The following is a 26,376-nucleotide window of genomic DNA, read 5'->3' on the forward strand; positions in this document are numbered from 1 at the left end:
AAAAACACAAAATTTGTAACTTTTTAAAAATCTAAAAACCCTCCGCTCCAACAGCAAAGGGATTAATAGAATTGAGGGCTTCAGCCCTCACTACGGGTGAACTTAATTGATATGGGGTTGAGCCTCCAGAACACTTTCAGGAACTCCCTCAAATTTCTGGAAGTTTTCCACAAATAACTGGGCTAATTGTTTCGCTTGTTTTTCATACTCTTGGGGATCTTTCCAGGTTTTCACCGGATCTAAAATTTCATCGGGAACCCCGGGAATAGTTTCGGGTATTAAGACTTTAAAAATCGGATGGGGATTAAATTTCACCTGCTCTAAATCTCCATTCACCGCCGCCGATACCATGGCGCGAGTATGGGCAATGGCCACTCGTTCACCCACGCCATAGGGCCCCCCCGACCACCCGGTATTTACCAAATAGACCTTCGTTTCTGGGTGTTCTTCCAAACGTTTCCCCAATAATTTGGCATACACTGACGCAGCCAGGGGCAGGAAACATTTACCAAACCCGGCGGAAAAGGTGGCTTCTGGGTCTTTAATCCCCCGTTCGGTTCCGGCGACCTTACTGGTATAACCGGACATAAAATGATACATCGCCTGTAATGAAGTCAGTTTGGCGATCGGAGGTAACACACCAAAGGCATCTGCGGTCAGGAAAATAATGGTTTTAGGATGGCGACCGACGCCCGGAATCACCGCATTCGGGATATATTCGATGGGATAGGCAACCCGGGTATTTTCCGTCAAGCTACTATCATCAAAATCAGGAACACGGGTGTCATGATCTAACACCACATTTTCCATCAACGCCCCAAACCGAATCGCATCCCAGATTTGGGGTTCCTGTTCCCGACGCAGTTTAATCGTTTTGGCGTAACAGCCGCCCTCAAAGTTAAATACCCCATGATCTGACCAGCCATGTTCATCGTCCCCAATTAAATAGCGTTGGGGGTCAGCCGAGAGGGTGGTTTTTCCAGTTCCTGAGAGACCAAAAAAGAGGGCGGTGTTTCCATCTGCATCCATATTGGCGGCACAGTGCATGGGTAGCACATCGGCTTTGGTCATGAAGTAATTCATCAGGGAAAATACGGATTTTTTGATTTCTCCAGCATATTTAGACCCCCCAATAATTACCATTTTTTTTGATAAATTCAGAACAATAAAAGCCTCACTATTAATCCCATCATCTTCGGGATCGGCGTGTAACCCGGGAACCGCAATCACGGTAAAATCGGCGTGGTGGGTTTGAAGTTGTTCAGGAGTGGGGCGAATAAACAGTTGTTGTGCAAATAAACTTTGGGACGCTCTTTCGGTAATCACTCGCACCCCATATTGATATTGAGGATCAGCACCCACATAGCCATCAAAAATATATAAATCCCGTCCCTGAACATAAGACCGCACTCGACGATACAGCCGATCAAAATTAAATTCTGGGATGGGAACATTGGTTTTGCTCCAGTGAATTTCATCCCGACTTTCGGCTTCATCCACCATATATTTATCGTGGGGTGAACGTCCGGTATATTTTCCGGTTTTCACACACAGCGCCCCGTTAGCACTCAAAATCCCTTCGATGCGAGCAATCGAATGTTCTACTAAAATGGGAATGGCTAAATTCCGATAAACATGACCCAGATTTCTCAGTCCTAATTCTCCTAACCCATAATCGGATAATTCTAATAAAAGGGGTTGTTCTGTCTGTTTTTTGGGGGTATAATTTGTGGGAAAATCCCCTTGCTGATCTGCCAATCGACTATTAATTAATGTGGGAGAAAACACATCTTGATAGGGGTTTTGATTAATGGATCTAGTGGTTTCCATAGTTGCAATCTCCAGTCAATAAATATTAAATCTGAAGTTTTCTGAAATTAGGATTAATTAAAAAGGGTAAAAAATTAATAACCTATTGAAGTGACAAACTCAGTTTGAAGGAGGTCACTTTTCTCCAACTGATTCGTTTGATGTCCGGGTTGGGATTGCCAGTCTAACCCTGGCAACCCAGCATGACAGATAACTGGAATATAAATATTCAGAAAAGAAACAACGAGTTTGATATTTAATCTCTAGTTTAACCCTTTGTCGGTCTCTAATCCAGGTTGGGTCGAAAGTTAATCAATTTCCATTAGCTTTCGCTACTAATCATCATACACAGGTTTGAATTTTTGAATATTAACTTTTTTTAAAATATTCTTGTATTTTTCTTTCAATTGTTTAAGAAATGATGCCAAGGTGCAGCTTTTGCATCAAAATTCTATCCTTAGCTAAAAATGTCATAATTCCTTGATATAAACCGTAAAAAAACAACATACTTGTGCCAATTCTAACAGAAAAACTAAAATTTTTCAGTGAATAATGGGGATCGGTGTAAACAATCATGACAAAATAGGGAAAATTATTTTCCACCTCTTAGGAATATGTACGACAAAATCACTCCACCGACCACAGGCGAAAAAGTTACCTTCAAAAATGGCGAACCCATTGTCCCGAATAATCCGATTATTCCGTTTATCCGGGGAGATGGGACAGGAATTGACCTCTGGCCCGCCACGGAGAAAGTTTTAGACGCGGCTATTGCAGCCTCCTACGGAGATCAACGTAAAATTAGTTGGTTCAAAGTCTACGCTGGCGATGAAGCCTGCGAACTCTACGGCACTTATCAATATTTACCCGAAGATACTACCACCGCCATCAGGGAATATGGGATTGCCATTAAAGGGCCATTAACCACTCCCATCGGAGGCGGGATTCGGTCTTTGAATGTGGCATTACGACAAATTCATGATCTGTATGCCTGTGTGCGTCCCTGTAAATATTATACTGGAACTCCTTCCCCCCACAAAACCCCGGAAAAATTAGATGTGATTATCTATCGGGAAAATACCGAAGATATTTACTTAGGAATTGAATGGCGGCAGGGAACGGAAATTGCCGAAAAATTAATTAATTTTCTGAATACGGAGTTAATTCCGGCGACTCCTGAACATGGGAAAAAACAAATTCGCCTTGATTCTGGCATTGGAATTAAACCCATTAGTAAAACCGGATCTCAACGGTTAGTTCGTCGAGCTATTTTTCAAGCGTTGCGTCTACCTAAAAACAAACAAATGGTGACGTTAGTGCATAAAGGTAATATTATGAAATATACCGAGGGAGCCTTTCGGGATTGGGGTTACGAACTGGCAACCACGGAATTTCGCAACGAATGTGTGACTGAACGGGAATCTTGGATTTTGGGGAATCAGGAAACAAATCCCGATCTTTCTATTGAAGATAATGCCCGAATGATTGACCCAGGTTACGACTCCCTAACGCCTGAGAAAAAAGCCGAAATTTGTCAGGAAGTGGAAGATGTTCTCAAGGCTATTGGGGAAACCCATGGCAATGGGAAATGGAAAGAAAAAATTATGGTCAATGACCGGATTGCCGATAGTATTTTCCAACAGATTCAAACCCGTCCTGATGAGTATTCTATCCTGGCTACCATGAATTTAAATGGGGATTATTTATCCGATGCGGCCGCTGCGATGGTCGGAGGTTTAGGCATGGGCCCAGGGGCAAATATTGGGGATGACTGTGCGATTTTTGAAGCCACCCATGGGACTGCACCCAAACACGCCGGACTGGATCGAGTTAACCCGGGGTCTCTGATTTTATCGGGGGTGATGATGTTAGAATATATGGGTTGGCAAGAAGCCGCTGATTTGATTAAAAAAGGGTTAAGTGGAGCGATCGCTAATCAAGAAGTCACCTATGATTTAGCTCGGTTGATGGAACCCCCTGTTACACCCTTGAAATGTTCAGAATTTGCCGATGCAATTATTAAGCATTTCAATGATTAATTGATTCTAAAATCGTAGTGAGTCCTTTAGGACTCTGATTAAGCCCGGAAGGACTTACTACAAAAGTAGTAAGTCCTATTAGAATTGCTTTTGTATATAAGACGATACGGAGACTGAAACCCCAGTTTTTGGAAGAAACCGGGGTTTTGGGTTGTAGTCAACTGTTAACAATTATTTATTTATTCGTCATCATGGGCAAAACGACGATAGAGGAAATCAAGGGCATAATTTCTCAGGTTATAATATTCGGGATCTTCCATAATTTGAGTGCGATCGCGGGGACGTTCAAAGGGAATTTCTAGGATTTCTCCAATGGTTGCCGAGGGGCCATTAGTCATCATCACTAAGCGATCTGCCAGGAATAATGCTTCATCAATATCATGGGTAATCATTAATACTGTACAGCGATGATCATTCCAAATTTTTAACAATTCTTCCTGCAATTCTTCCTTTGTAATTGCATCCAAAGCTCCAAAAGGTTCATCTAAAATTAACACTTCTGGACGAATAGCTAAAGCCCGGGCGATCGCCGCCCGTTGTTTCATCCCTCCCGAAATTTGAGGAGGTTTTTTCTCAGCGGCTTCTGATAATCCCACCATGGCTAAATGGTCTCGAACAATAGCATTTTTTTCAGCCTTTGACTTATTGGGATGAACCGCATTAACCGCTAAATAGACATTTTCAAACACCGTGCGCCAAGGCAATAACGCATAGTTTTGAAAGACCACCATCCGGTCGGGGCCAGGTTTCAAAATCGGTTTTGAACGCAATGTCACCTGACCATCGGAAGGAATATTAAACCCAGACACCATATTTAATAAAGTCGATTTTCCACAACCGGAATGTCCGATGACGCAAATAAACTCACCTTCATTAATCGTGAGGTTAACATCTTTTAAAACCGTGTAGGGCTCTTTAGCAGTGGGATAAACCTTAGAAACCTGATCAAATACTAAATAAGGTTCAGTTTTATCGGTGGATTTTTTAGTAAATTTTTTCCCAAAGGTAGAGGCAGAAATTTTAGTAGTAGTCATGGTTGATATTTCCTGAATTTTAAATTAGATTTGTAGAGACGTGCCGGGAGCGCGTCTCTAATTTTGTTGAATTAAGCCACTTTAATCCGGGGAGAATCTAATACAATTTCTGTTACGGTAAAATCCCGTTTAATCTTCAAACTATTCAGATAACCAATGGGATCTTCGGTATCAAATTTTGTACCATCAAATAATTGAATTGCGCCCCGACTATAACTAATTTCAGAAAGTCCTAATTCCCGGGCTGCCGTACTAAAAGCACCCACCGAACATAACCGTTCTAAAATTTCCACCCAGTTGCGGGGGAAAGGCGTATGTCCCCAACGGGCCATTTGAACCATGTGCCAAAGCTGTTCGGTGCGACTGGGACGGTTTACTCCATCGCCAAAAAATTGATGATGGGCATATTGACCCATGGGTTGATCCAAGTTGCACGCTGCATCATTGGGATCGACTAATTGAATATATTCGGGGCGGGTTCCCAGATAGTGACGTTGGGCCAACAGTTGCCGAATTTCATCGGAATTTTCCGGGTTAGCACAATAGGCGGAAGCCTCTAACAACGCCTTAACTAAGGCAATATGGGTATTGGGATAGGCCTGCGCCCAGTCTTCGCGCACTCCCAAAACTTTCCCCGGATGTCCCGGCCAAATTTCCAAGTCCGTCGCCACGGTAAACCCGACGTCCTCCATCATCGCCCGCAGGTTCCAAGGTTCCCCCACACAGAACCCATCAATAGTACCACCTTGTAAGTCCACCACCATTTGGGCTGGAGGAATGGTCAACAGTTCCACATCATGGTCTGGGTCAATACCCCCGGAGGCTAACCAATAGCGCAGTAACAGGTTGTGCATGGAACTTGGATGCACCACCCCCATGCGATGTTGTTGTCCCGGGGATTTTAACAACATCTGTTTAAAGTCAGCCAGGGTGTAAATCCCTTGGTCATAAAAGCGACGGGCAAGGGTAATGGCGTTACCGTTGCGAGTCATAGTCAGGGCTGTAATCACCGTTATGGGTTGGGTGTCATCCCCTCCCAAGGTCATCCACAGAGGCATCCCCGAGGGCATCTGGGCCGCGTCTAAATAGCCTCCAGCGATGCCATCACTAATGCCGCGCCAACTGGTTTCTCGGACGAGATTGATTTCATCGAGGCCGTGTTTTTCAAAAAATCCCAATTCCTTCGCCACGGCGAGGGGGGCGCAGGCGGTCAGGGGAACAAAACCGAGTTCTAAATTAATTTTTTCTAGGCCATGACGGGCAACAACTTTATTCTTTTTCGCCCGCATTTTTTTGATGAGTTTTTGTTGATTGAGGAAATAAATCATTTCACTCCGCAAGCGGTAATAACTGGGATGTTCTACCACTTGCATCCGTTGGCGGGGGCGGGGAATATCTACATCTAAAATCTGTCCGATTTTTGATTCGGGGCCGTTGGTTAACATCACAATTCGATCCGAAAGTAACACGGCTTCATCGACATCGTGAGTCACCATTAAGGCACTAATTTCATTGTCTTGGCAAATCTTCATTAATTGTTCTTGAAGATTGCCCCGGGTTAAGGCATCTAAAGCCCCAAAGGGTTCATCTAATAATAATAATTTTGGTCGTAATGCTAGGGCACGGGCAATCGCCACCCGTTGTTTCATTCCCCCTGATAATTGGGCAGGATATTTGTCTGTGGCGGGGCGTAATCCTACCATATCAATATGGCTTTCAATGATAGTTGTCCGTTCCGCTAAGGGTAATCCTTTCATCACGGAATCTACTGCTAAAGCAATATTTTCTCGGACAGTTCGCCAGGGTAATAAAGAATAGTTTTGAAATACTACCATGCGATCTGGCCCTGGTTTGGTAATTTTTTGACCTTCAATGGTGACAATTCCTTCTGAGGGTAAATCTAACCCCGCCACCATGTTTAATAAGGTTGATTTTCCGCAGCCAGAGTGTCCAATTAAGGTAACAAATTCACCTTTTTTAATTTGTAAGTCAATGCCTTTGAGGGCAACATATTGACCTCCCCCGGTTAAGTTAAAGACTTTATCAATTTGTTCCACTTCAATTAAGGGTTTTTCCATGATATTAACTCCTGATTAATGGTTTATTTTTACCCTCAGCAAGCGAGGACGCTCACACTGTAACTTTTGACTGTTGGGAATTAAGGATTAACTGTCTCGTCTATCCGGTTAATCCTGTAAATCCTATCAATTCCGTTATTACTTTCTTTCCCCAGGCACAATTAGTTGTTGAACATAGCCAATACCTCGGTCTAAAATTAAACCCACGGCACCGATATAAACCACGGCTAAAAGAATGTCACTGATATAGTTTTGTTGGTAAGCATCCCAGATAAAGAAACCAATTCCCACAATCCCAGACATCACGATTTCGGCGGCAATAATCGCTAACCAAGCTAAACCTACGGCAATTCTTAATCCGGTGAAAATGTAAGGTAAGGCGGAAGGGAATAGAATATTTAAGTAATATTCTTTGCGAGATAATTGCAAGACTTTGGCAACGTTATTATAATCATCGGGAATCTGTTTAACACCTTCTTTGGTATTAATTAAAATCGGCCAAACGGAGGTAATAAAAATCACGAAAATCGCGGCGGGTTGGTTTTGTTGAAAGGCAACTAAGGCAATGGGAACCCAGGCTAAAGGAGCCACCATTCTTAAAAACTGAAATAGGGGATCTAATGCTTTATCTAAAATCGGATTTGTTCCCACTAAAATACCAACGCCAATGCCAACAATTGCAGCAATTGAATAGCCTTGAGCCACCCGTCCTAAACTGGCTAAAGTTTGCCAGAATAAGCCTTTATCTAATCCTCCCCGATCATAAAAAGGATACATTAATAAAATTCGGGTTTGTTCATTGGTAATCACACTTAACGGCCCTGGTAAACGGGTAATTCCCGATAAGGATAAAAGTTGCCAAACTACTAAAAAACCCAAAGTTCCCATGAAGGGAAGAATAATATTTTGTGAGTTCTTTTTCCAATATTCACCCAAGTTGTCAACAAAGCTATTTCCGTTGCTTCTTCTTTTAGCGGTACTTGTCATTTTTTAAACTCCTTGATTAGTTATTAGTAAATCAAATGGGAAGATGAGCCTTTATTTTTTTCTGAGTCTATAATGAGAATGGGGAAGATTCACTTTTTCACAATTAAGAATTATCTATGATTACTATAGGTTAATTCTTAATTATGAACTCATCACTAGACTTTTTTGATTGTTAAACTTTGAAGATAGGCTTCTGGATTTGCCGGATCAAAAGTAATCCCATCAAAGAACTTTTCCACACCTCTTGATGTTGAAGCGGGAATATCAGCAGTAAACCCAGCTTCTTTAGCTGCTTCTCGCCAAATATCCTCCCGGTTTACTTTATCGACAATGGCTTTTGCTTGGGCAATATCTTTAATTTGACCCTGGTGGAAACCCCAACGGATACTTTCAGTTAAAAACCATAAATCATGACTTTTATAGGGATAGGAAACATTCCCAATTGGATCTTTCCAATATAACGGCCCTTTATTAAAGTCTTGAATCGGCGGTTTTCCATCTCCCATTTGATAGTTTCCTTGGAAGGGAGGAGTCAGAACTGCTTCAGGAACATTAAAATAATTCCGTCCAGAAACTATCGTGACTAATTCCGCTCTGTTTTCCGGTTTATCACACCATTGTTGGGCTTCCATTATCCCTTTTAATAGGGCTTTTGTTGCCTTGGGATGTTTATCAACCCAGTCGGCACGAATCGCTAAATATTCTTCAGGATGAAACGGCCAAACTTCAGTGGTTAAACAGGACATAAAACCGATGTTATCACTAACAATTCGATAGGGCCAAGGGTCGCCTGTACTAAAGGCATCCATGGTTCCATTTCGCATTCCTTGCACCGTTTCTGCCGGAGGAACTGCTATCAAATCAATATCAACATCTGGGTTTATTCCACCCGCAGCTAACCAATAACGAATCCAAAAATCTTGGTTAGCATTAGGGAAGGTATAAGCTGCTTTAAATTTGCGCCCAGTGGTAGTTGGAAGACTGCGAATATATTCGGCAGCACCTTTAATATCTAAGCCTATTCCTTTGCCTAAATGGGTATTAGAAATAGCGACTCCATTGCCATTAGTTACTAACTGGGCTAAGACATACATAGGAACTTTTTTGCCCCCGGTAATAATGCCTTCTGTAATTAAATGGGGCATGGGCATTTGCCACTGTCCACCATCAATTCCACCCCCACTTGACCCAATGGTGACGTTATCCCGTGCTGAGGCCCAGTTTGCCTGTTTGGATACTTCAACATCGCTCATTCCATACTTAGCAAAAAAGCCTTTTTCTTTGGCAATAATTAATGGTGCAGCTTCCACAATCGGAATAAAACCCAGTTTAATTGCTGTCACTTCTGGGGCTTGTTCTGGACTAATATTAGCCGTCGGAACGTTTGTTGTCGCTGGTGAATTTCCCGTATTAGCTGTAGGTTCAGGTGGGTTGCCTAAACATCCTTTTAAAAAGATGGTACTAGCCGCCGAAACTCCGGCGGTAATTAAAAACTTTCTGCGAGAATAACCTGTTGAAAATTCAGACATTAAACCTCCTAACAACCTGTCTGTTGAAAAAATAGGTTGCTACTTACAAAATGAATTTTGTAGTAGTACATTGTTGCATTAAAGGGATCTAGCTTTTCCTTAGAGGTAGTCACTAGATAAAACACTACCCTAGGGTCAGGGTGACTTAGGTTGGGACTTGATTGTTAATTAAGTCGTGCCATAGCCGTCTATAAATACTAAAGTAGCATCATATCTATAGATTGTCACTACCTTTTAGTGCTAAATATGATTTTTTTTTTAATGGGAGTGATCAGGCTTTGCTTATCATTCATCGTTTATTCTAAATATATTTATTTAAAATATAATCAAATATTATCAAAATCGCCATTTTTGGCCAAAAATTGAGATTTAAACAACAAATTGATTGTTTAAGTCAAGAAAAAACAGCCGATGACAAGCATTGACAGAAAACAATACTTAGAATGCTTTACATATAAAAACGTCAATATACTCCGACTGGGTTGGGGTGCTTTATATAGTCGCGTGCGCTTATATTAGACGGCAAGTAAACGTCCAGTGCTCGCTAGGGTAATAAAGTTTAAATTCGTAACAGCCCGCCTTAACAGCGATGTTTTGGAAAAGGAATCCCCAAACTGCTATGAAAATCCTGTTGAGTTTTTGCACTCAGACGTCGAGAAACTTGTTTAACAATATTTTTGAGCAGCGCGTCCCCGGTTTTTTGAATTAACCCTTCCGACTTAGCCCGAATAAACTGGGGAATTTGTACCCCGACGGCCAAATTTAAGCACCATTGCGCCCCGGTGATTTGAGTCGGACATTCCGTTAATTTAATCCCCCGTTCAGTACAAAAGTCCGCCGTGGCTAATTCTACTAACTTCATCGTTGATTGAAAATCCACCTCATAACCGGGAGCCGTATAATTAGGGATGGGAACTGTCCGAATCCGATAAATCCCCTCGGCATCCGGTGGAACCAATTCCAACCCAATCCGCGCTTCCACCCGATAACCCAAGGCTCCAAACCGTCCAATTAATAAATCATAGGCATTATTTCCCAGGGGTTCGGTTTTCATCGGTAATGCACACCGACAAAACCACCCGCTATGTTGACCTAAATATTCCGCCACCGTATCCATATCGGCGAACATTTCCATACAGTCTTCAAAAGTGCTGTGAAACCAGATTAACTCCTGAGTTTCTGCCTCTGGGTTGCTTTGTTCTTCGGGGTTTGGGAGAGTAACAGAATCATCAACAGACTCAGATGACCCTCTTAATGGTTGAAGTTCAACAGATTCGTCCTGTTGCATGATAAGTTCTCCTGTGAGGGTTGCTTTGCTTTCTATTTCCAGAATGCCCTGTCTTGTCGTGAACCGCTACAATCAATATATGGAACTTTTGATATTGCTGGCAAAACTTAACATCTACTGAAAAACTTTTAAGACTATGAAAGCATTTGTCGCAGGGGCAACAGGAGAAACAGGACGGCGAATTGTTGCCGAATTAGTGAAGCGGGGAATCCCGGTTAAAGCCTTGGTTCGGAATCCAGAAACCGCTCAACAAATTTTACCGACCGAGGTGGAACTGGTGGTCGGAGATGTTTTAAATACCGATAGTCTAGCTTTAGCACTCCGGGATTGTACAGTTGTTTTATGTGCCACTGGAGCCAAACCCAGTTTTGATTTTACTGGGCCCTATCTAGTGGATTATCAAGGAACAAAAAATTTAGTGGACGGGGCAAAATCCCAGGGAATTGAACATTTTGTTTTAGTGACTTCCCTGTGTGTTTCACAATTTTTTCACCCGTTAAATTTATTTTGGCTGATTCTTTTGTGGAAAAAACAGGCGGAAGAATATCTTCAAAATAGTGGATTGAATTATACCATTGTTCGTCCGGGTGGGTTAAAAAATGAGGATAATAATGATAATTTAGTCATGCAGTCAGCCGATACCCTATTTGAAGGCAGTATTCCCCGAACAAAAGTGGCTCAAGTTTGTGTAGAAGCCCTATTTGTTGAAGATTCGCGGAATAAAATTATTGAAATTGTAGCTAACCCAGAGGCTCAACAACAGCCCTTAGAACAACTATTTGCCAGTGTAAGTCATTGATGGAACATTATCAAAGAAAAAGACAGAACCTTAATCGCCGAAAACGGCTATTCTGGAGTGGATTATTGCTGTTGACGTTAACCTTTATTGGGGTCAGAAGTTGCCAGGGAAAATCTGACTTTGAACCGTTAATTGATCAACAGGTAGAAGAACAATGGCCACCGTTAGTGATGCGGGGAGGAGATCCCTATATTCGGGCTTTGATGCGCACCATTTCCGCCAGTGAGTCCAGTTATTCTGACCCCTATCATGTTTTATACGGGGGAAAATATGTCTCTAATTTACACAGCCATCCTGACCTGTGTATGAAGATTGTTACGGGCCCAAATCAAGGCAAATGTAGCACCGCCGCCGGCCGCTATCAAATGTTAAAAACCACCTGGGATGAAAAAGCCGAACACTATCATCCAAAACCCGCTCAATTTTGGTTTTGGCTTCCCTATAGTTTTGAACCGGAATATCAAGATACGGTGGTTTATCGTTGGTTATTAGATGACAAATTTTGGGGGGTTAATATTTCTCAATTATTACGCGAAGGAAAAGTAGATCAGGTGTTAGAGTTATTATCAGGAACCTGGACAAGTTTAGGCTATGGAATTGAAGATAATCTGGTCACGAATTCCTTACCCGAAATTTATGAAAAGATTTTGCAAAATGAACTCAATCACGAAAATGGTAAGTTATTTAAAATGCCTTCTTAACCGCTGGATTTAACAAATCGGATGCTGACCAGGCTTAACCGCATGAATATTTTCGCTTCCTGACTGGGGCCATCCCCTTCGATCACCCGCTTCTGAGGGCTGTCCCCAACCTAATTGTAATAACATTTCTAAAAAACTCGATTTCTCCCACTTCCAAATGCAAGTCCATTCCGTACGTTGGACAATAGCATCTACTTCTTCTACGCAAATTTTACGATAATCCTTACCACTATTTAAACTTAAATATAAATCCATCCCGGCGGTTACATCATCCCAAAATTCTAATAGTTTAGTTTTTTCTGCTTTTAACTGTTCTAAATCATAGGGTAAGGCAATTAATTGTTCATTGACAAACGGAAACCGTAGGGTTTTTCCCTTAACAACAATTTCCCGCCAAACAATCCCGGAAACTTGATGTTCTTGTTGGTATTGATGAATCGTTGCCTTAAAATTTTGATAGGCTGTAAACTTTTGAATTCCCTCGGGTTTTAAAAAGCAATCAACCACTGGATTACCAACCGCAGGAGTTGCCCTTAAATTCAAACGCTCCCCTTTCAGGCAGGCTTGGCGCTCCTGATTTAAAATTTGGATCAGTTCCTCTGTACTGTAGGTTTTTGACATCAGAAACGTCCTAAATTGTCAGTATTTATGGGATTGGTCTTTGACATACTCCCCACGCCTAAATCCGGGAGCTTGACCCTCGCTTTTCGGTAATTGAGGATATGGTAGTGCATCCGTCTCAGGGATGTCAAGAAACTGATCGGCAAGTTGAATCTCTTAAAGACTGATTATTCGATAGAATTCAGTTTGGATTTTAATAACTTTAGCCGATCAGAACTCAGTTTAATTTTAACATCGGTTAACTGTTGATGATCCCGGAATAAAATTATCCCATCTTTACCAACAGCCAAATCGGGATCGGTTAATTCTATGATTTGATAAGGAGGTTTATAGCCTTCGACTCGAATCACCACTTGCTGTTGAGATTGGGGGAAAATATACAGTCGTTGTTGTTGAGAATCTAGTTCTAATTTATGGGGAGTAATACTTAGTTCTTGGGGTAGTTCTGGTTTAAAATAATAGAGTGTAATTCCGCGAATTTCTGGGTTTTTTATCGTAAAGGTTTCATCGAAACGTTGGGCTTGCCAATCTAAACCGCCTAAATAATCTCCATCGGGAGGAAGTAAACGTTGTTGCCAGTGAATTTCCTGACCTTGTAAAGATGCCCACCACTGACGAATGATATCCAGATGGGTGCCATTATCGGGGTGATTACTGCCAAACTGCCAAGGGGTTGTCATAATTTTTTTATCCTATTTTTTTTTGTTATAGCGCTGGGGAATAGGCAATAGGGAATGGGCAATAGGGAATGGGGAATGGGCAATAGGGAATGGGGAATGGGCAATAGGGAATGGGGAATGGGCAATAGGGAATGGGGAATGGGCAATAGGGAATGGGGAATGGGGAATAGGCAATAGGGAATAGGCAATAGGGAATGGGGAATAGGGAATATTGATAGCACTATAGTTCTCAATGACTGCTCGCAGATCTCCAGCTTTTCACCTAATATTCACCATACCCGACTTGATCCAAACGCTGTTGTTTTTCCAGAACAGATTGTTTGAGATTTTCCCGATAGTCTTGAACTTTTTGTAATAGTTCAGGATCATGACTGGCTAAGATTTGTACCGCTAATAAACCCGCATTTTTAGCATTACCAATTGCCACCGTTGCCACCGGAATTCCCCCGGGCATTTGTACAATCGAATATAGAGAATCAACTCCTTGTAAGGTGCGAGTTGTTACCGGAACCCCAATTACAGGCAGAGGGGTTAAAGATGCCACCATCCCGGGCAAATGGGCGGCTCCTCCGGCTCCGGCAATAATCACTTTTAATCCTCGCAAATGGGCGGTTTTAGCATATTCAAACATCCTTTCTGGGGTACGGTGGGCGGAAACAATGGCAACCTCATGGGGAATATTAAATTCCTCACAAACGGCGATCGCCGCCGCCATTGTGGGTAAATCTGAATCACTTCCCATGATAATCCCAACCACAGGAGTAGAGTTAGTCGATAATAATGTAGAGTTCAAAGCCAACCATTCCTCATGATCACAACACCACAGCCAGACGCCGTTAACTTCGATATTATCAATGTCCGTCTCCCTGGAACACAAAATTTGCAACGAGTTTTAATTAGTCAGGGTAAAATCTCTGGCGTTGAAGCGATGGCAGGTTCATCTCAACCCACATCAACCGCAGCAATTCAACAACTAGATTTGCAAGGAGATTGGCTATCTTTGGGAGGAATAGATTTACAAATTAATGGGGCATTAGGATTAGCTTTTCCCGATTTAGAACCGCAATATTTTTCTAAGTTGACCGAAATTTGCCAGTATTTATGGGCACAGGGCATTGATGGGTTTATGCCCACTATTGTCACTACTTCAATAGATAAAATTCAGCGATCGCTCGCCACAATAGCGGAATTTATCCAAGCGGTTCCCTCCGATCACCCCAGCGCCAAAATTCTAGGGGTGCATCTCGAAGGGCCATTTCTCAATCCCAGTAAACGGGGTGCCCATCCTCAAGAGCATTTATTACCCCTGACCTTAGATCAGGTGCAACGGGTTCTAGGGGACTATGCAAACGTCGTAAAAATCATTACCCTAGCCCCCGAATTAGACCCCACAGACAAGGTGATTCCCTATTTGAGAGATTTAGGGATAATTGTCAGTTTGGGCCACTCCCAAGCTACAGCAGAGCAGGCAGAACGCGCTTTTACCCTCGGGGCAACGATGGTAACCCATGCCTTTAATGCCATGCCGAGCCTACACCATCGAGAACCGGGTTTATTAGGGACGGCTTTAGTTAACAAAAAGGTTCAATCGGGCTTTATTGCCGATGGACAGCACGTTTCCCCCCTAATGGTTAATTTGCTGTTACGGATTTCGGGAATTAACCAACCCACCGAAGCCAAGGGTTTAATTCCCCTGTTTTTGGTGAGTGATGCCTTAGCCCCCTTGGGACTACCGGATGGGGTTTATCCTTGGGATGAGCGACAAATTGAAGTGAAAGAAGGTACCGCCCGTTTAGCCGATGGCACGTTATCTGGAACCACCTTACCTTTATTGGTGGGAGTAGAAAATTTGGTGAAGTGGAATTGTTGTGATCTGGGGGAGGCGATCGCCTTAGCCACTATTGCCCCGAGGCAAGCCCTGGGTCTATTTTCCCTCATGGGTGAATCCGCCAGTCAGCTTTTGCGGTGGAAATTTGATCCAGCCTCTGAAACTGTTACTTTGAATTGGCAGCGACTATTACCATTTGTGATCGATCAAGGAATAATCGTCAACTCGCCAACAGATCAAATAAAATGAAGTTGAGTAAATGAGTCCTACTGTTAACTTTTATATACAAATATGGGTGAAGCAAAACGCCGAAAAGATTCCATGGGAGAACGTTATGGCCAAGAGGAAAAAATTGCCCCTTGGTTTCCCGTTACTAAAAACCAAAGTCAACAATTCATAGAAATTACGAGTAAAGCCAGTTGGTTTGGGATTGGTTTACTGGTTGTTGTTTGGGTTACGATTCGATTTATCGGCCCGGGATTTGGTTGGTGGCAAATTGATTGAGGTTGAGGCAAAGTTTCTGTACCTGGAAATAGATTTCCCAGGAGGGCAGATCAAAGATCCGATTAGTGGGGGTTTAAACTTATCACAAATATTAGATCTTTTTATCAGTTTAGACCCGATTTTCCTGCTAATCCTTGTTGTGTCAGGATATTAGCCTAGTTGAAACAGTAAAGTTAGAAAAATTTAAGGTTATTGTTTTCCTAGATACCTTCTCAACGGAGGGTTTTGGTTAATCTGCAAAACAGTCTATATTCTGGCACTGGGGGGGTGATCTTTTCAATTTAGGCTGATCAGACTAAGATTAATATTTCAGCACCATAACTTTAAGATTATGTTACATTTTGTAAATAATCCTAGGTGTGGTGATAGGAGGAGAATTATGTTTCTCAGAATTGCAGAACAACACCGCAAATTCGTTCAGGACTTGGTGATGAACCTCCAAGCTCTAGCTACGGTGCTAGAAAGACAGGGGTATCTTGCCTCTTGCTATACCTGTGGCGGTCAGATGAATAGTGCCTCATTCATGGTCAGTTTGGGCGAAAGTCATTTGATTCGTTTCCTGGTATCAGACTATGGAATTACCTGGACGGAAATGCGTGATGACCGGGAACTCATGAAATTAGAGGGTGCCGAAGCCATTCAACAATTGCAGGAGTTGGCTAATTTGGTAATTTACAGAGGAACACCTTCTCCCCATCTTATGAGTCCCAAACTTGCCCAGCGTGTGTAGAAGATGCGGAATTGCCTCTCTACAGACCTAATGAAGTTGATGGAGTTAACCCCTGTCGGTGGTAATCTGAAATCACCGAGCAACTGTTTAACATTGCTCCAATCCGTTGAGGAAATTCTCTAAGACGTTAGCCTAAGCGCTTGTGAGCATTATATTGGAGTTTATGGTGACATTAGAATCTGATTGGCAACATCTGTTTGTGGAAACGAATAACATTCGTTTACACACGGTTACCCAAGGTGAGGGTGAACTCGTCATACTTCTGCATGGATTTCCTGAATTTTGGTACGCCTGGCGCTATCAAATTCCGGCTCTGGCTCGTCATTTTAAAGTCGTTGTGCCTGATTTACGGGGCTATAATGATTCTGATAAGCCGGATAGTGGTTATGATTTAGACACCCTAGTAGCTGATATTCAAGGCTTGATTCAACGATTAGGCTATGTTAAAGCTCATATTGTTGGGCATGATTGGGGGGGATTAATTGCCTGGCATTTTGCCCAGAAGTTTCCCGAATCTCTCAATCGTTTGGCGATTCTAAACGCTCCTCCCCCCTCTCGCTTTGTTCAAGAATTAGTTAGTAATTTAGATCAAATTCGTCGCAGTTGGTTTGTTTTTGCCTTTCAAGTTCCGGGGATTCCCGAATGGTTAATCCAACAAAATTTAAAAGAATTTGTCACTAATGCGTTGCGAGAACACGCTATTCGTAAGGGTGCTTTTAGTGCCGAAGAAACTCAAATTTATGAAGCAGCTTTAGAAAAACCAGGGGTATTAAAAGCGGCGATGAGTTATTATCGTCATTTATTTTGGCCGCCTACTTGGTTGTTAAATTTGACAAAAACCCCGGCAAAAGTTTTATCCCCCACTTTGGTATTATGGGGAAAGGAAGACTCATTTTTAAGTTATCATCTAACTGAGGGTTTAGATAGATTAATTGCTGCCCCGTTTAAACTACAATTAATTCCCGATTGTGGTCATTGGATGCAACAGGAAGTTCCCCAAACCGTGAATCGGGAATTGTTGAATTTTTTAAGACCTTAGTTATAAGTTGATTGGGTTTAAATCCTAATGGGATGGTTATTCATGGTAATTCCTAACGACCCAGGCAATTGCTATAAATCATCTGTTCGGAGGCATCTTCAAAGAATACCAAGACCAGTTGTTTTCCTGAATTCCCTATATATTGAGCTTCATCGGCGATGACATATAAGTTAATATATTCGGGTCTTTTAGGACAACAAGCCCTGGCAATTCCCTTGATTGTAAAGGTTTGATCCTCTTTTTTTCTAATTTTATTAAAGACTTCTTTCAGACCTATTAATTCTGGAAAGGGATTTCCGGCATAAACTCCCGCTTGGAGATGTTGAGGATAATCGCAATAATAAATCAAATTAGGTGATAGATATTGAATGATAAATTGATCATCGATCACTAAATACTCTATTCCTTTAACACTTAGAAGATTTTGGAAGCTAGAAACCGAAGGTAAGGAGGAATTATGTTCTCGAATTTTATTGTTAATAACCGGATTTAATCTATAGCCCATCCCATAAACATTTTCTATGATTTCTTCAGAATATTTGACTTTTTTAAATGCTTTCCTGATACTTTTGATATGGGTTTCTTATACTACTATAGGTGGGAATATGATCCATATCCCAAAGCCGATTGATTATGAAATCATAGCTTAAGATATAGTTGGGATGTTTTAAAAACAATAATAATAATTGGTATTGTTTGGGGTATAAGTCAACAGTTTCATCCTGATAGGTGACTCTACATGAATCCGTATCTACGCAGATTTGACCAGGGAATAACATATTCTTATCCTCGAAAAAAATAAATTAAAAAAAAATTTTGATAAAAATTGGGAGGTTTGGGTCTGCCTAAAAACTTTTTAGGATCAGATTCCCATTCCTTCATTTTGTAATACTTATGTACCCAATTCTAAAGCAATATCTGTACTTAATCCGATATATTAACTTGATTGCGAAATTCCTGTGCTTTCTTATACATCTGCACGCTTATAACCCACAAAATCTGATTTTTCTTCCAGTAAATTATAAAAAAATTATTAAATTATGGTTAAAACTCCGTATTTACACAAAGTTTACACAGTTGCTTCGTAATCTTAATGATCAAAGGGTTCCGTAAAAATACGGAAGCGATAAATAATAAAATAACTGGAGGATAAGAACATGACTTTAACCTACAACACAACTTTCGGTAAATCACTTGGTAATGGTACTCAGGAACGAATCAACGCTACTTTTGAATATGATCAGGACTTTACTGGTGACACTTACAACGACATTAAAGTTACTTTAGAATTGGAGTCTGCTGATAACTCTGGTACTGAAGATATGATTGGCATTGCCTTCGACATTAATAATGATGCTGTCAGTAATTTGCTGATCAACCAAATTCAACGTTTTACTGAAAACGGTACTTTGAGTACTTTTACTCCGATTAGTTTTATTACTACTAATGGTGTTCCGTCTAATGGACAAAATGCAATTCCTGGCTTTCCTGTTGATGTTCCAGCTGATGGCAAATTTGATGTGGGAATTCAATTCAGTGATGGAGGTTCTGGAGAAGGCATTGTTCAGAGTGCAAGTTTTATCCTCACGAAACCAGGTACGTCTATAGGAAAGTCACTGATCGAGAATACAGACTGGTATATTCGTCTTCAGTCAACTAATGGTGGTGCTGGAAGTGCAAAAATGGGCGGGGTTATTGGTGAAATATCTGATGCAAAGCCTAAGATTGAGATTAATAAAGTCACCAATGGAGTTGATAATTTACAAGTATTAGCAGGTAGTCCTGTAACCTGGACTTACACAGTTACTAATCCTGGTAACGTTCCATTATCTAACGTATCATTAACGGATGACCCGGAAGGTACAATCAGCGAATTTACTGGTGATGCTAATAGTAATCAACAATTAGATACCGATGAAACATGGATTTATACAAAAGCAGGAATTGCTGGTGTTGGCGATTACAAAAATACTGGTACAGCCACAGGTAACTATAATGGAACACCTGTAACCGCTCAAGACCCTAGTAACTACTTTGGAGCTAATCCTCTAATTAAGATTGATAAAGTCACCAATGGAGTTGATAATTTACAAGTATTAGCAGGTAGTCCTGTAACCTGGACTTACACAGTCACTAATCCTGGTAACGTTCCATTATCTAACGTATCATTAACGGATCACCCGGAAGGTACAATCAGCGAATTTACTGGTGATGCTAATAGTAATCAACAATTAGATACCGATGAAACATGGATTTATACAAAAGCAGGAATTGCTGGTGTTGGCGATTACAAAAATACTGGTACAGCCACAGGTAACTATAATGGAACACCTGTAACCGCTCAAGACCCTAGTAACTACTTTGGAGCTAATCCTCTAATTAAGATTGATAAAGTCACCAATGGAGTTGATAATTTACAAGTATTAGCAGGTAGTCCTGTAACCTGGACTTACACAGTCACTAATCCTGGTAACGTTCCATTATCTAACGTATCATTAACGGATCACCCGGAAGGTACAATCAGCGAATTTACTGGTGATGCTAATAGTAATCAACAATTAGATACCGATGAAACATGGATTTATACAAAAGCAGGAATTGCTGGTGTTGGCGATTACAAAAATACTGGTACAGCCACAGGTAACTATAATGGAACACCTGTAACCGCTCAAGACCCTAGTAACTACTTTGGAGCTAATCCTCTAATTAAGATTGATAAAGTCACCAATGGAGTTGATAATTTACAAGTGTTAGCAGGTAGTGATGTAACCTGGACTTACACAGTTACTAATCCTGGTAACGTTGCATTGTCTAACGTATTATTAACAGATGACAAACAAGGTACAATCACTAATTTAACTGATGGTGATAATGGTAATCAACTATTAGATCCCGGTGAAACATGGGTTTATACAGCAACAGGAACTGCTCTTCCTGGTAACTACAGTAATCTGGGTACAGTCACAGGTGACTACAACGGAAAAACTGTAGACGCTAAAGACCCTAGTAACTACTTTGGAGCTAATCCTCTAATTAAGATTGATAAAGTCACCACTGCTAATACTGCTACTGGAATGCAAACAGGTGACAATCTGCAAAATGTTCTTCTTGGTAGTGCTGTAACCTGGACTTACACAGTCACTAATCCTGGTAACGTTGCATTATCTAACGTATCATTAACAGATGACAAACAAGGTACAATCGGCAATTTAATTAGTGGTAGTGATGCTAATGGTAATCAACAATTAGATACCAATGAAACATGGGTTTATACAGCAACAGGAACTGCTCTTCCTGGTAACTACAGTAATCTGGGTACAGTCACAGGTGACTACAACGGAAAAACTGTAGACGCTAAAGACCCTAGTGGCTACTCTAGTGAAAAAGGTTTAGGTAAAACCCCTGGTTTCTGGAAACAAGAACAGCATTTTCAATATTGGCCTGGGCCTTACACTCGCAGTGACAGCTTTAGCAAGACTTTCCTGGGTGCAGATCAAACCGGTGATAAATTCACCTATGGTGATGTTCAGTGGTTTAATGACAGTCTCTTAGGAGCTTTAAGTGCAGAAGACCTAAAAGGCAGTACGGGCTCTGGTGCAGTCAAAACCTATGGAAACATTAGTGCTCTGGGTCGTTCAGCTACGGCAGCTTTATTGAATGCTAAAAGTGATGAGTTAAATAACAATGTCAAAGGCTCTGATATTAACTACATCATTGATCCAAGTCTATTATTACCAGAAGTTGTAACATTTCTTAGCACCAAAGTAGATGTAGGTTTCTTAAATGCGAACGGCGTTATAACTGGAGCGGGAGATGGAATTATCCGTCCTTTAGAAGTGATCAATGCGGTTAAAGATGTTTTCACTATTGGTAGCGGGCTGCTTAATGGTGCATCTGATGTTAATACTCTTGCCACAGCCTTTGACAAAATGAATAACATGGCTGGCGGCTAATTACCCATCAGTAGGTAGGTAGGAAGAAACAAAAGGATGTAAAGATCAATAAAATTTTCATTACATACTTTTGGATTTTCCCCCCTACCTACTTAAACCTTCCCATTTATATTTTATTTATATTGATTTACGGGAAATTATCCGGTTTATAAAAAAAATAATCGGTAAATCGGAAGTTTTAAATCAATAGACAAGATCGCTGGTATCTATATTCCTCATTGGCATCTTGTTCATTTTTTTGTATAATTAATTTACCCTTACTATAAATAACTAAATTCAATAATGAAATTATGATTCAAATTGAAGATAAACCCCAAATTCAATCTCTCTCCCTAGAGGAATTTTTAACCCAACCGGAAACCAAACCCGCCCAAGAATATATTAACGGAGTTGTTTATCAAAAACCGATGCCAAAAGGAAAACATAGTCGCATTCAAAAATGTCTCATTGATTCTATTAGCAAAGTCGCTGAAACTAAACATTTAGCCTGTGCTTTCCCTGAGTTACGCTGTAGTTTTGGCGGGCGTTCTCTTGTTCCTGATATTGTTGTATTAGAATGGCAGAATATCCCCCTAGATGAACAAGGGGAAATCGCTAATGATGTTAATATTGCCCCAGATTGGACAATTGAAATCTTATCCCCAGATCAAAATACAACCCGCGTAATTAATAATATTTTATTCTGTTCAAAACATCAAACACAATTAGGTTGGTTAATTGATCCTCAAGAAAGATTAGTATTAGTATTTAAACCCAAACAACAACCGGAAGTATTGGAAGGAGAGCAAATTTTACCCGTTTTAGATATATTAAAAGATTACCAATTATCCGTTAATCAATTATTCCGTTGGTTAACTTTTTAAGTGAAGAAGAAACCACAAAAGCACTATTGTCACTAAGAAATAGATAGGTTTGCTGAATAACCCTACAGGGAGTCGGCTAAGTGTTTTTTTAGGGTGGCGACGGGTAAGGGGCCTTGCAGATGTTCCCAAGGTAATACTTGATCTAAATCCCAATTTTGGTTAACATAATATTCCATAGTAGGTAGTTTTCCCCGTAATTCTTTGAAGGCTCGCCGATAACTTCCTAAAGATTCTCCATAGTTTCTAACTAATTCTAACAGATGGGAAAGACGGCGATCGCCCCTCGAAAGTAGAGCTTGAATCACTGACCATTTATAACTTTCGGGTCTAAAATCTATCCCATGGGATTTTAACTGTTTTTCTAATAATTTTAGGCGTTTTTCCGCATCGGGATTCACTCCAAACCATTGAAAGGGAGTATGGGATTTGGGCACAAAGGTACTACAACCCAAGGTTAATCTAAAACCTGGAGCCGCTTTTTTTAAGGCTTTCATTAGGTCTACGGTGGCTTCTACATCCTCTAATTCTTCCCCTGGAATCCCCACCATCCCATAGATTTTCATGCCCTGTAAACCGCCATTTTTAGCGTTAATAATGGCTTGCAGAATTTCCTGGTTTTCTAATTTTTTATTAATAATTTTTCGCAGGCGATCGCTACCACTTTCTACGGCAATTGTCAAGGTGCGAGTCTCTCTTTTTGCTAAGGTTTTTGCTAGTTTTTCAGTCACGGTATTAGTTCTAACTGAAGCAATACTTAACCGCACATCATCATATTTCGGTTGGGTTAAATAGTCTAATAATTGATCAAATTCGGGATGTTGTGTTACCGATGCTCCTAATAAACCTAAGCGCCTTGTTACTTGCAGTCCCTTTTCAATTGCGGGAATTAATGATGCTTCTAAACTAGCAGTTCTAAAGGGTAAAGTCAAATAACTGGCTAAACAAAAACGGCACATTTCAGGACAACTGCGAACCACTTCTACCATATAAATATTTTCCCAAGCGGCTTTTTCTGTTACGACGGTTGAAGCTGATAGAATATTGCCTCGATAGGTTTGTTTTTGGACTTGGGAAGGAATACTAGCATCTAGGGGTTTAATATCTTCAATTTCGCCTTCTAAACTGTGATAAGATACTTGATATAAACTGGGAATATAAATGCCTGGAACCTGTGCTAAATGTCGTAATTGGGTCAGGCGAGATTCATGACGAACCTGTAGATAAGCGTCGATAAAATCTCCCAATAAATTTTCCCCATCCCCAAGTAAAATAATATCAAAAAAATCGGCAAATGGTTCTGGATTAGCAGTTAATACCGGGCCCCCGCCAAAAATTAAGGGGTGTTTTTCGGTTCTTTTAACTGAACGTAAAGGAATATCTAAAAATTCTAAACGCTCAAAAATATTGACATAATCGAGTTCCCAAGAAAAGGAAAAACCTACCAATTCAGGATTTTGGGGTAAGGGTTCATGTAGATTTGTAAATAGACGACTCACTTCCACATCGGAACGCGCAGCTAAAGTTGCCCAAACCAGTTGATATCCTAAACTGGTAATCCCTACTGTATATTCATTGGGAAAGGCAAAAATAACTGGAATGGCATCTAAATTAGAGGGAGTCGGAGTAAAAAGTAAACGTTCAGCATCAAAGACAGAATCAGTCATCAGTTATTAGTCATCAGTCATCAGTTTAAGAGTTATCAGTTATCAGTTAATCGGTTAATAGTTATTGGTTAACAGTCATTAGTTACCAGTTATCAGAAATATCAACTCTTACACTGATACTAAGTAGGTAGGCGTAATTAAACCTAACTATTTAGATAGGGAAAACCCTTGCTGTAAATACCTTTCAGCCACACTGGGATGGTGGGATATTCTCGCCCACCTACTTAATTAGACTGTTAACAGTTAACAGTTATAACTGTTAACTGTTAACTGTTAACTGATAACTGTTAACTGATTAGAAGGAGGAACCTATGCCCACATAGGAACCATAGAAAAACAAACCAACCACCACTAAAACGCCAGTTCCGGCAACAGTGGCGACTAACCACAAAGGAAGTCTACCTGATTGCGACACAGTTATTACCTCGTTAATTCAAAGTTTAATTGACAAGGGATTTTAGATTTTGGATATGAGATTTAGGATAAATATTTTAGAAAAAATATGTTTCTTCAATCAACGTTCGCGAAGCGTCACGAAGTGAATCCAAAATCGTTAAATCGAGAAAAAATCCAGTTAGTTAAAGAAATAACTGGAGAACAAAATACCCACAACAAAAACCAACAGCAAACCTAAATAGAGTGAAGTTCTGTTCAACTCCACAGGTTGGCGATTAGGATTATTACTGCGATCCATAGTTAGTCTCCTATCGTTGAATAAATTGCATAGCCGCGATCGCACCTAAGAAAAAAACCGTAGGTACCGCCAAAGTATGAATTGCTAACCAACGAACACTAAAAATCGGATAAGTTATCGGTTCATTGGAACTGCTACCAGTTGCCATCTTATTAAACTCCTATGTCAACTATTTACTAGTAAAGTCGCCAATTTGTGATTTGCTACTAAAGCGATCGCTTACAATCGGAATTTCCTGCCGTTGTTGAGTAAAATACTCATCGGGGCGGGGAGTTCCAAAGGTATCGTAAGCCAGACCCGTGCTGATAAACAGCCAACCAGCAATAAATAAAGCCGGAATAGTAATACTGTGAATTACCCAATACCGGATACTGGTAATAATATCCCCAAAAGGACGCTCTCCAGTTGTACCTGACATCGTTAAATCTCCTCAAGGAATAGTTAAATACTCAACTCTAATGATACGGGAGCAGGGAATGTGGAACAAGCCTACCCCATAGATTTCCTGCGAATCGGTTTAAGCCGTTTGTGGGGTAGAACCCTGATAACGGAGTAAGGCTCCCCGTTGACCCAGGACATAACCCTGTTCCGTGCTAAAAAACTTGATTTTGTACAGGTTAGACGGGACGTTTTCCACTGACCCATCCTTTTGCCAGGTTTTACCCCCATCCAAACTACAGAGGAGATTTCCACTCCCACCACTGACCCAAATTTCCTCTGGGGTGCGATAGGCTAAATCCAAAAATCCCCAACTGGTTGAATATTCAGGGTTAATGGGTTCACCCCACTCCTGGGGATTCTCCGGGTCAGTAAATCGTAATTCACCCCCACGAGCAATCATCCAGAGTCGGCCGTCCTGACCAAAGCCAATTTTCTCTAATCGCTTAGAACTAAAGCGATTATGGGGTTCCCAGGCTTGAGATCCGGGTTCCCAAGTCGAGTAAAAGTTGCCCTTCGCCGAAACGCTGATATAGCGACCCTCCTCAGAGCGAGATAAATTTCTGACAAAACCCACAGCATCTTCAACCAGGGCTGTCCAGGTTTTCCCGCCATCTTCAGTTTGGTAAATTGCCCCCAAATCCGTGGTCATCTCAGCGCGATTAGGACTCAGAGCCACAATACTATAGGGGGCACCGGGCAACTTGGCATTCAGAAGAATCCGATCCCAAGTTTGACCCTCATTAGTCGTGTGTAGCAGAATCGAGGGAAGTCCCACAATCCACCCTTCAGCCCCATTAAAGCTAATGGAGTTAAAGCGAACTTTTTCTTCCCCTAAATCCAGTTGTTTCACCTCCCAATGGTCACCGCCATCAGTTGTTTCCAGTAGCGTAGCCTCACTCCCCACAACCCAACCCCGTTGGGGATTAGTTCCGGTAAAGGCAATATCGGCCAAATTGGACTGGGTTCCCGTGGAAACCACTTCCCAGGGGTTGTAACTGAGTTGGGGCAAGTAGCGACAGCTAACACAGATGAGAGAAACTGTCAATACTATAACGATTTTTTGCAAAAATTTAACAATGTGCATCAGATTCAAAG

Annotated in this window: 26 protein-coding genes; 9 read left to right on the forward strand and 17 right to left on the reverse strand. The window is 41.1% G+C overall.

Translation table 11 applies throughout. The annotated features are described in order from the left end of the window. Positions 1-102: 102 nt before the first annotated feature. Positions 103-1,830, reverse strand: a complete 1,728-nt coding sequence (gene pckA, locus AC2D3N_RS20010; RefSeq protein WP_484691924.1) for a phosphoenolpyruvate carboxykinase (ATP) — start codon at positions 1,828-1,830, stop codon at positions 103-105. 593 nt (positions 1,831-2,423) lie between these two features. On the opposite strand from pckA, the gene AC2D3N_RS20015 reads away from it, so the two are divergent. Next, complete coding sequence (locus AC2D3N_RS20015) at positions 2,424-3,848, forward strand: NADP-dependent isocitrate dehydrogenase (protein ID WP_079680677.1); 1,425 nt, start codon at positions 2,424-2,426, stop codon at positions 3,846-3,848. A 179-nt stretch (positions 3,849-4,027) separates the two neighbouring features. On the opposite strand, the gene AC2D3N_RS20020 is transcribed toward AC2D3N_RS20015, so the two are convergent. The 5 genes from AC2D3N_RS20020 to AC2D3N_RS20040 all read right to left on the reverse strand — a co-directional run bounded on the left by AC2D3N_RS20020 (position 4,028) and on the right by AC2D3N_RS20040 (position 10,764). Next, positions 4,028-4,882, reverse strand: coding sequence for a nitrate ABC transporter ATP-binding protein (locus AC2D3N_RS20020; RefSeq protein WP_079680678.1), 855 nt, complete (start codon positions 4,880-4,882; stop codon positions 4,028-4,030). 71 nt (positions 4,883-4,953) lie between these two features. Continuing rightward, positions 4,954-6,960 (reverse strand): ABC transporter ATP-binding/substrate-binding protein, encoded by a 2,007-nt coding sequence (locus AC2D3N_RS20025; RefSeq protein ID WP_079680679.1) that lies wholly within the window; start codon positions 6,958-6,960, stop codon positions 4,954-4,956. 138 nt (positions 6,961-7,098) lie between these two features. Further along, positions 7,099-7,947 (reverse strand): nitrate ABC transporter permease, encoded by an 849-nt coding sequence (gene ntrB / locus AC2D3N_RS20030; RefSeq protein ID WP_079680680.1) that lies wholly within the window; start codon positions 7,945-7,947, stop codon positions 7,099-7,101. Between the two features lie 155 nt (positions 7,948-8,102). Beyond that, positions 8,103-9,476 carry a CmpA/NrtA family ABC transporter substrate-binding protein gene (locus tag AC2D3N_RS20035; protein ID WP_079680681.1) on the reverse strand — a complete coding sequence of 458 codons (1,374 nt, stop codon included), beginning with the start codon at positions 9,474-9,476 and terminating at the stop codon, positions 8,103-8,105. A gap of 580 nt (positions 9,477-10,056) precedes the next feature. Beyond that, the gene (locus tag AC2D3N_RS20040) at positions 10,057-10,764 is read right to left on the reverse strand and encodes a DUF1997 domain-containing protein (RefSeq protein ID WP_079680682.1); all 708 of its coding nucleotides are present in this window, start codon (positions 10,762-10,764) and stop codon (positions 10,057-10,059) included. A 136-nt stretch (positions 10,765-10,900) separates the two neighbouring features. Here AC2D3N_RS20040 and AC2D3N_RS20045 point away from each other — a divergent pair, with 136 nt between their 5' ends. Together AC2D3N_RS20045 and AC2D3N_RS20050 are read left to right on the forward strand one after the other, a co-directional pair. Continuing rightward, on the forward strand, positions 10,901-11,563 hold the full coding sequence (locus AC2D3N_RS20045; protein WP_079680683.1) for an SDR family oxidoreductase: 663 nt from the start codon (positions 10,901-10,903) through the stop codon (positions 11,561-11,563). Continuing rightward, positions 11,563-12,264 (forward strand): glycoside hydrolase family 24 protein, encoded by a 702-nt coding sequence (locus AC2D3N_RS20050; RefSeq protein ID WP_484691925.1) that lies wholly within the window; start codon positions 11,563-11,565, stop codon positions 12,262-12,264. Before AC2D3N_RS20045 ends, AC2D3N_RS20050 begins: the two co-directional genes overlap by 1 nt. Before the next feature lie 9 nt (positions 12,265-12,273). Here the strand turns inward: AC2D3N_RS20050 and AC2D3N_RS20055 are convergent, their stop codons facing one another. The 3 genes from AC2D3N_RS20055 to purE form a co-directional block, all read right to left on the reverse strand. Continuing rightward, entirely contained in the window at positions 12,274-12,885 is a 612-nt protein-coding gene (locus tag AC2D3N_RS20055; RefSeq protein ID WP_484691926.1) for a hypothetical protein, read from the reverse strand. 167 nt (positions 12,886-13,052) lie between these two features. Continuing rightward, entirely contained in the window at positions 13,053-13,565 is a 513-nt protein-coding gene (locus tag AC2D3N_RS20060; protein ID WP_484691927.1) for a hypothetical protein, read from the reverse strand. 262 nt (positions 13,566-13,827) lie between these two features. Then, on the reverse strand, positions 13,828-14,307 hold the full coding sequence (gene purE, locus AC2D3N_RS20065; RefSeq protein ID WP_079677418.1) for a 5-(carboxyamino)imidazole ribonucleotide mutase: 480 nt from the start codon (positions 14,305-14,307) through the stop codon (positions 13,828-13,830). 66 nt (positions 14,308-14,373) lie between these two features. Here purE and nagA point away from each other — a divergent pair, with 66 nt between their 5' ends. The 4 genes from nagA to AC2D3N_RS20085 all read left to right on the forward strand — a co-directional run bounded on the left by nagA (position 14,374) and on the right by AC2D3N_RS20085 (position 17,666). After that, positions 14,374-15,642 carry an N-acetylglucosamine-6-phosphate deacetylase gene (gene nagA, locus AC2D3N_RS20070; protein WP_484691928.1) on the forward strand — a complete coding sequence of 423 codons (1,269 nt, stop codon included), beginning with the start codon at positions 14,374-14,376 and terminating at the stop codon, positions 15,640-15,642. A gap of 42 nt (positions 15,643-15,684) precedes the next feature. After that, positions 15,685-15,897, forward strand: coding sequence for a DUF2839 domain-containing protein (locus AC2D3N_RS20075; protein WP_079677416.1), 213 nt, complete (start codon positions 15,685-15,687; stop codon positions 15,895-15,897). Positions 15,898-16,276: 379 nt separating this feature from the next. Next, positions 16,277-16,627, forward strand: a complete 351-nt coding sequence (locus tag AC2D3N_RS20080) for a DUF1815 family protein (protein ID WP_079677415.1) — start codon at positions 16,277-16,279, stop codon at positions 16,625-16,627. Between the two features lie 163 nt (positions 16,628-16,790). Next, a complete protein-coding gene (locus tag AC2D3N_RS20085) occupies positions 16,791-17,666 on the forward strand; it encodes an alpha/beta fold hydrolase (protein ID WP_079677414.1) in 876 nt (291 codons plus the stop codon). A 52-nt stretch (positions 17,667-17,718) separates the two neighbouring features. On the opposite strand, the gene AC2D3N_RS20090 is transcribed toward AC2D3N_RS20085, so the two are convergent. Beyond that, positions 17,719-18,171 carry a hypothetical protein gene (locus AC2D3N_RS20090; RefSeq protein WP_484691929.1) on the reverse strand — a complete coding sequence of 151 codons (453 nt, stop codon included), beginning with the start codon at positions 18,169-18,171 and terminating at the stop codon, positions 17,719-17,721. Positions 18,172-18,214: 43 nt separating this feature from the next. After that, positions 18,215-18,445: a winged helix-turn-helix domain-containing protein gene (locus tag AC2D3N_RS20095; protein ID WP_484691930.1), complete on the reverse strand. Its 231-nt coding sequence runs from the start codon at positions 18,443-18,445 to the stop codon at positions 18,215-18,217. A 378-nt stretch (positions 18,446-18,823) separates the two neighbouring features. On the opposite strand from AC2D3N_RS20095, the gene AC2D3N_RS20100 reads away from it, so the two are divergent. After that, positions 18,824-21,619: a DUF7507 domain-containing protein gene (locus AC2D3N_RS20100; protein ID WP_484691931.1), complete on the forward strand. Its 2,796-nt coding sequence runs from the start codon at positions 18,824-18,826 to the stop codon at positions 21,617-21,619. A 290-nt stretch (positions 21,620-21,909) separates the two neighbouring features. Then, on the forward strand, positions 21,910-22,482 hold the full coding sequence (locus AC2D3N_RS20105; RefSeq protein ID WP_484691932.1) for a Uma2 family endonuclease: 573 nt from the start codon (positions 21,910-21,912) through the stop codon (positions 22,480-22,482). A 62-nt stretch (positions 22,483-22,544) separates the two neighbouring features. Here the strand turns inward: AC2D3N_RS20105 and AC2D3N_RS20110 are convergent, their stop codons facing one another. The 6 genes from AC2D3N_RS20110 to AC2D3N_RS20135 all read right to left on the reverse strand — a co-directional run bounded on the left by AC2D3N_RS20110 (position 22,545) and on the right by AC2D3N_RS20135 (position 26,365). Next, complete coding sequence (locus tag AC2D3N_RS20110) at positions 22,545-24,146, reverse strand: B12-binding domain-containing radical SAM protein (RefSeq protein WP_484691933.1); 1,602 nt, start codon at positions 24,144-24,146, stop codon at positions 22,545-22,547. Between the two features lie 295 nt (positions 24,147-24,441). Beyond that, entirely contained in the window at positions 24,442-24,561 is a 120-nt protein-coding gene (locus AC2D3N_RS20115; RefSeq protein WP_079680686.1) for a photosystem II reaction center protein J, read from the reverse strand. Positions 24,562-24,720: 159 nt separating this feature from the next. Further along, positions 24,721-24,840: a photosystem II reaction center protein PsbL gene (psbL, locus tag AC2D3N_RS20120; protein WP_071782613.1), complete on the reverse strand. Its 120-nt coding sequence runs from the start codon at positions 24,838-24,840 to the stop codon at positions 24,721-24,723. Positions 24,841-24,850: 10 nt separating this feature from the next. Next, the gene (gene psbF / locus AC2D3N_RS20125) at positions 24,851-24,988 is read right to left on the reverse strand and encodes a cytochrome b559 subunit beta (RefSeq protein WP_079680687.1); all 138 of its coding nucleotides are present in this window, start codon (positions 24,986-24,988) and stop codon (positions 24,851-24,853) included. Between the two features lie 21 nt (positions 24,989-25,009). Beyond that, entirely contained in the window at positions 25,010-25,258 is a 249-nt protein-coding gene (gene psbE, locus AC2D3N_RS20130; protein ID WP_079680688.1) for a cytochrome b559 subunit alpha, read from the reverse strand. Between the two features lie 99 nt (positions 25,259-25,357). After that, complete coding sequence (locus AC2D3N_RS20135; RefSeq protein ID WP_079680689.1) at positions 25,358-26,365, reverse strand: photosynthesis system II assembly factor Ycf48; 1,008 nt, start codon at positions 26,363-26,365, stop codon at positions 25,358-25,360. Positions 26,366-26,376 lie beyond the last annotated feature (11 nt).

The sequence above is a fragment of the Planktothrix sp. PLAVEN19ND genome, from assembly GCF_057220675.1.

Bases quoted from the DNA above. Each gene is read 5' to 3' on its own strand.
- AC2D3N_RS20040 (WP_079680682.1), bottom strand. From the start codon at position 10,764: ATGCAACAGGACGAATCTGTTGAACTTCAACCATTAAGAGGGTCATCT.
- AC2D3N_RS20085 (WP_079677414.1), top strand. From the start codon at position 16,791: ATGGTGACATTAGAATCTGATTGGCAACATCTGTTTGTGGAAACGAAT.
- AC2D3N_RS20075 (WP_079677416.1), top strand. From the start codon at position 15,685: ATGGGTGAAGCAAAACGCCGAAAAGATTCCATGGGAGAACGTTATGGC.
- purE (WP_079677418.1), bottom strand. From the start codon at position 14,307: ATGGGAAGTGATTCAGATTTACCCACAATGGCGGCGGCGATCGCCGTT.
- AC2D3N_RS20050 (WP_484691925.1), top strand. From the start codon at position 11,563: ATGGAACATTATCAAAGAAAAAGACAGAACCTTAATCGCCGAAAACGG.
- nagA (WP_484691928.1), top strand. From the start codon at position 14,374: ATGATCACAACACCACAGCCAGACGCCGTTAACTTCGATATTATCAAT.
- AC2D3N_RS20035 (WP_079680681.1), bottom strand. From the start codon at position 9,476: ATGTCTGAATTTTCAACAGGTTATTCTCGCAGAAAGTTTTTAATTACC.
- AC2D3N_RS20020 (WP_079680678.1), bottom strand. From the start codon at position 4,882: ATGACTACTACTAAAATTTCTGCCTCTACCTTTGGGAAAAAATTTACT.
- AC2D3N_RS20110 (WP_484691933.1), bottom strand. From the start codon at position 24,146: ATGACTGATTCTGTCTTTGATGCTGAACGTTTACTTTTTACTCCGACT.
- AC2D3N_RS20135 (WP_079680689.1), bottom strand. From the start codon at position 26,365: ATGCACATTGTTAAATTTTTGCAAAAAATCGTTATAGTATTGACAGTT.
- psbF (WP_079680687.1), bottom strand. From the start codon at position 24,988: ATGGCAACTGGTAGCAGTTCCAATGAACCGATAACTTATCCGATTTTT.
- AC2D3N_RS20045 (WP_079680683.1), top strand. From the start codon at position 10,901: ATGAAAGCATTTGTCGCAGGGGCAACAGGAGAAACAGGACGGCGAATT.
- AC2D3N_RS20055 (WP_484691926.1), bottom strand. From the start codon at position 12,885: ATGTCAAAAACCTACAGTACAGAGGAACTGATCCAAATTTTAAATCAG.
- AC2D3N_RS20095 (WP_484691930.1), bottom strand. From the start codon at position 18,445: ATGTTATTCCCTGGTCAAATCTGCGTAGATACGGATTCATGTAGAGTC.
- AC2D3N_RS20105 (WP_484691932.1), top strand. From the start codon at position 21,910: ATGATTCAAATTGAAGATAAACCCCAAATTCAATCTCTCTCCCTAGAG.
- ntrB (WP_079680680.1), bottom strand. From the start codon at position 7,947: ATGACAAGTACCGCTAAAAGAAGAAGCAACGGAAATAGCTTTGTTGAC.
- AC2D3N_RS20090 (WP_484691929.1), bottom strand. From the start codon at position 18,171: ATGGGCTATAGATTAAATCCGGTTATTAACAATAAAATTCGAGAACAT.
- psbE (WP_079680688.1), bottom strand. From the start codon at position 25,258: ATGTCAGGTACAACTGGAGAGCGTCCTTTTGGGGATATTATTACCAGT.
- psbL (WP_071782613.1), bottom strand. From the start codon at position 24,840: ATGGATCGCAGTAATAATCCTAATCGCCAACCTGTGGAGTTGAACAGA.
- AC2D3N_RS20100 (WP_484691931.1), top strand. From the start codon at position 18,824: ATGACTTTAACCTACAACACAACTTTCGGTAAATCACTTGGTAATGGT.
- AC2D3N_RS20060 (WP_484691927.1), bottom strand. From the start codon at position 13,565: ATGACAACCCCTTGGCAGTTTGGCAGTAATCACCCCGATAATGGCACC.
- AC2D3N_RS20025 (WP_079680679.1), bottom strand. From the start codon at position 6,960: ATGGAAAAACCCTTAATTGAAGTGGAACAAATTGATAAAGTCTTTAAC.
- AC2D3N_RS20015 (WP_079680677.1), top strand. From the start codon at position 2,424: ATGTACGACAAAATCACTCCACCGACCACAGGCGAAAAAGTTACCTTC.
- pckA (WP_484691924.1), bottom strand. From the start codon at position 1,830: ATGGAAACCACTAGATCCATTAATCAAAACCCCTATCAAGATGTGTTT.
- AC2D3N_RS20080 (WP_079677415.1), top strand. From the start codon at position 16,277: ATGTTTCTCAGAATTGCAGAACAACACCGCAAATTCGTTCAGGACTTG.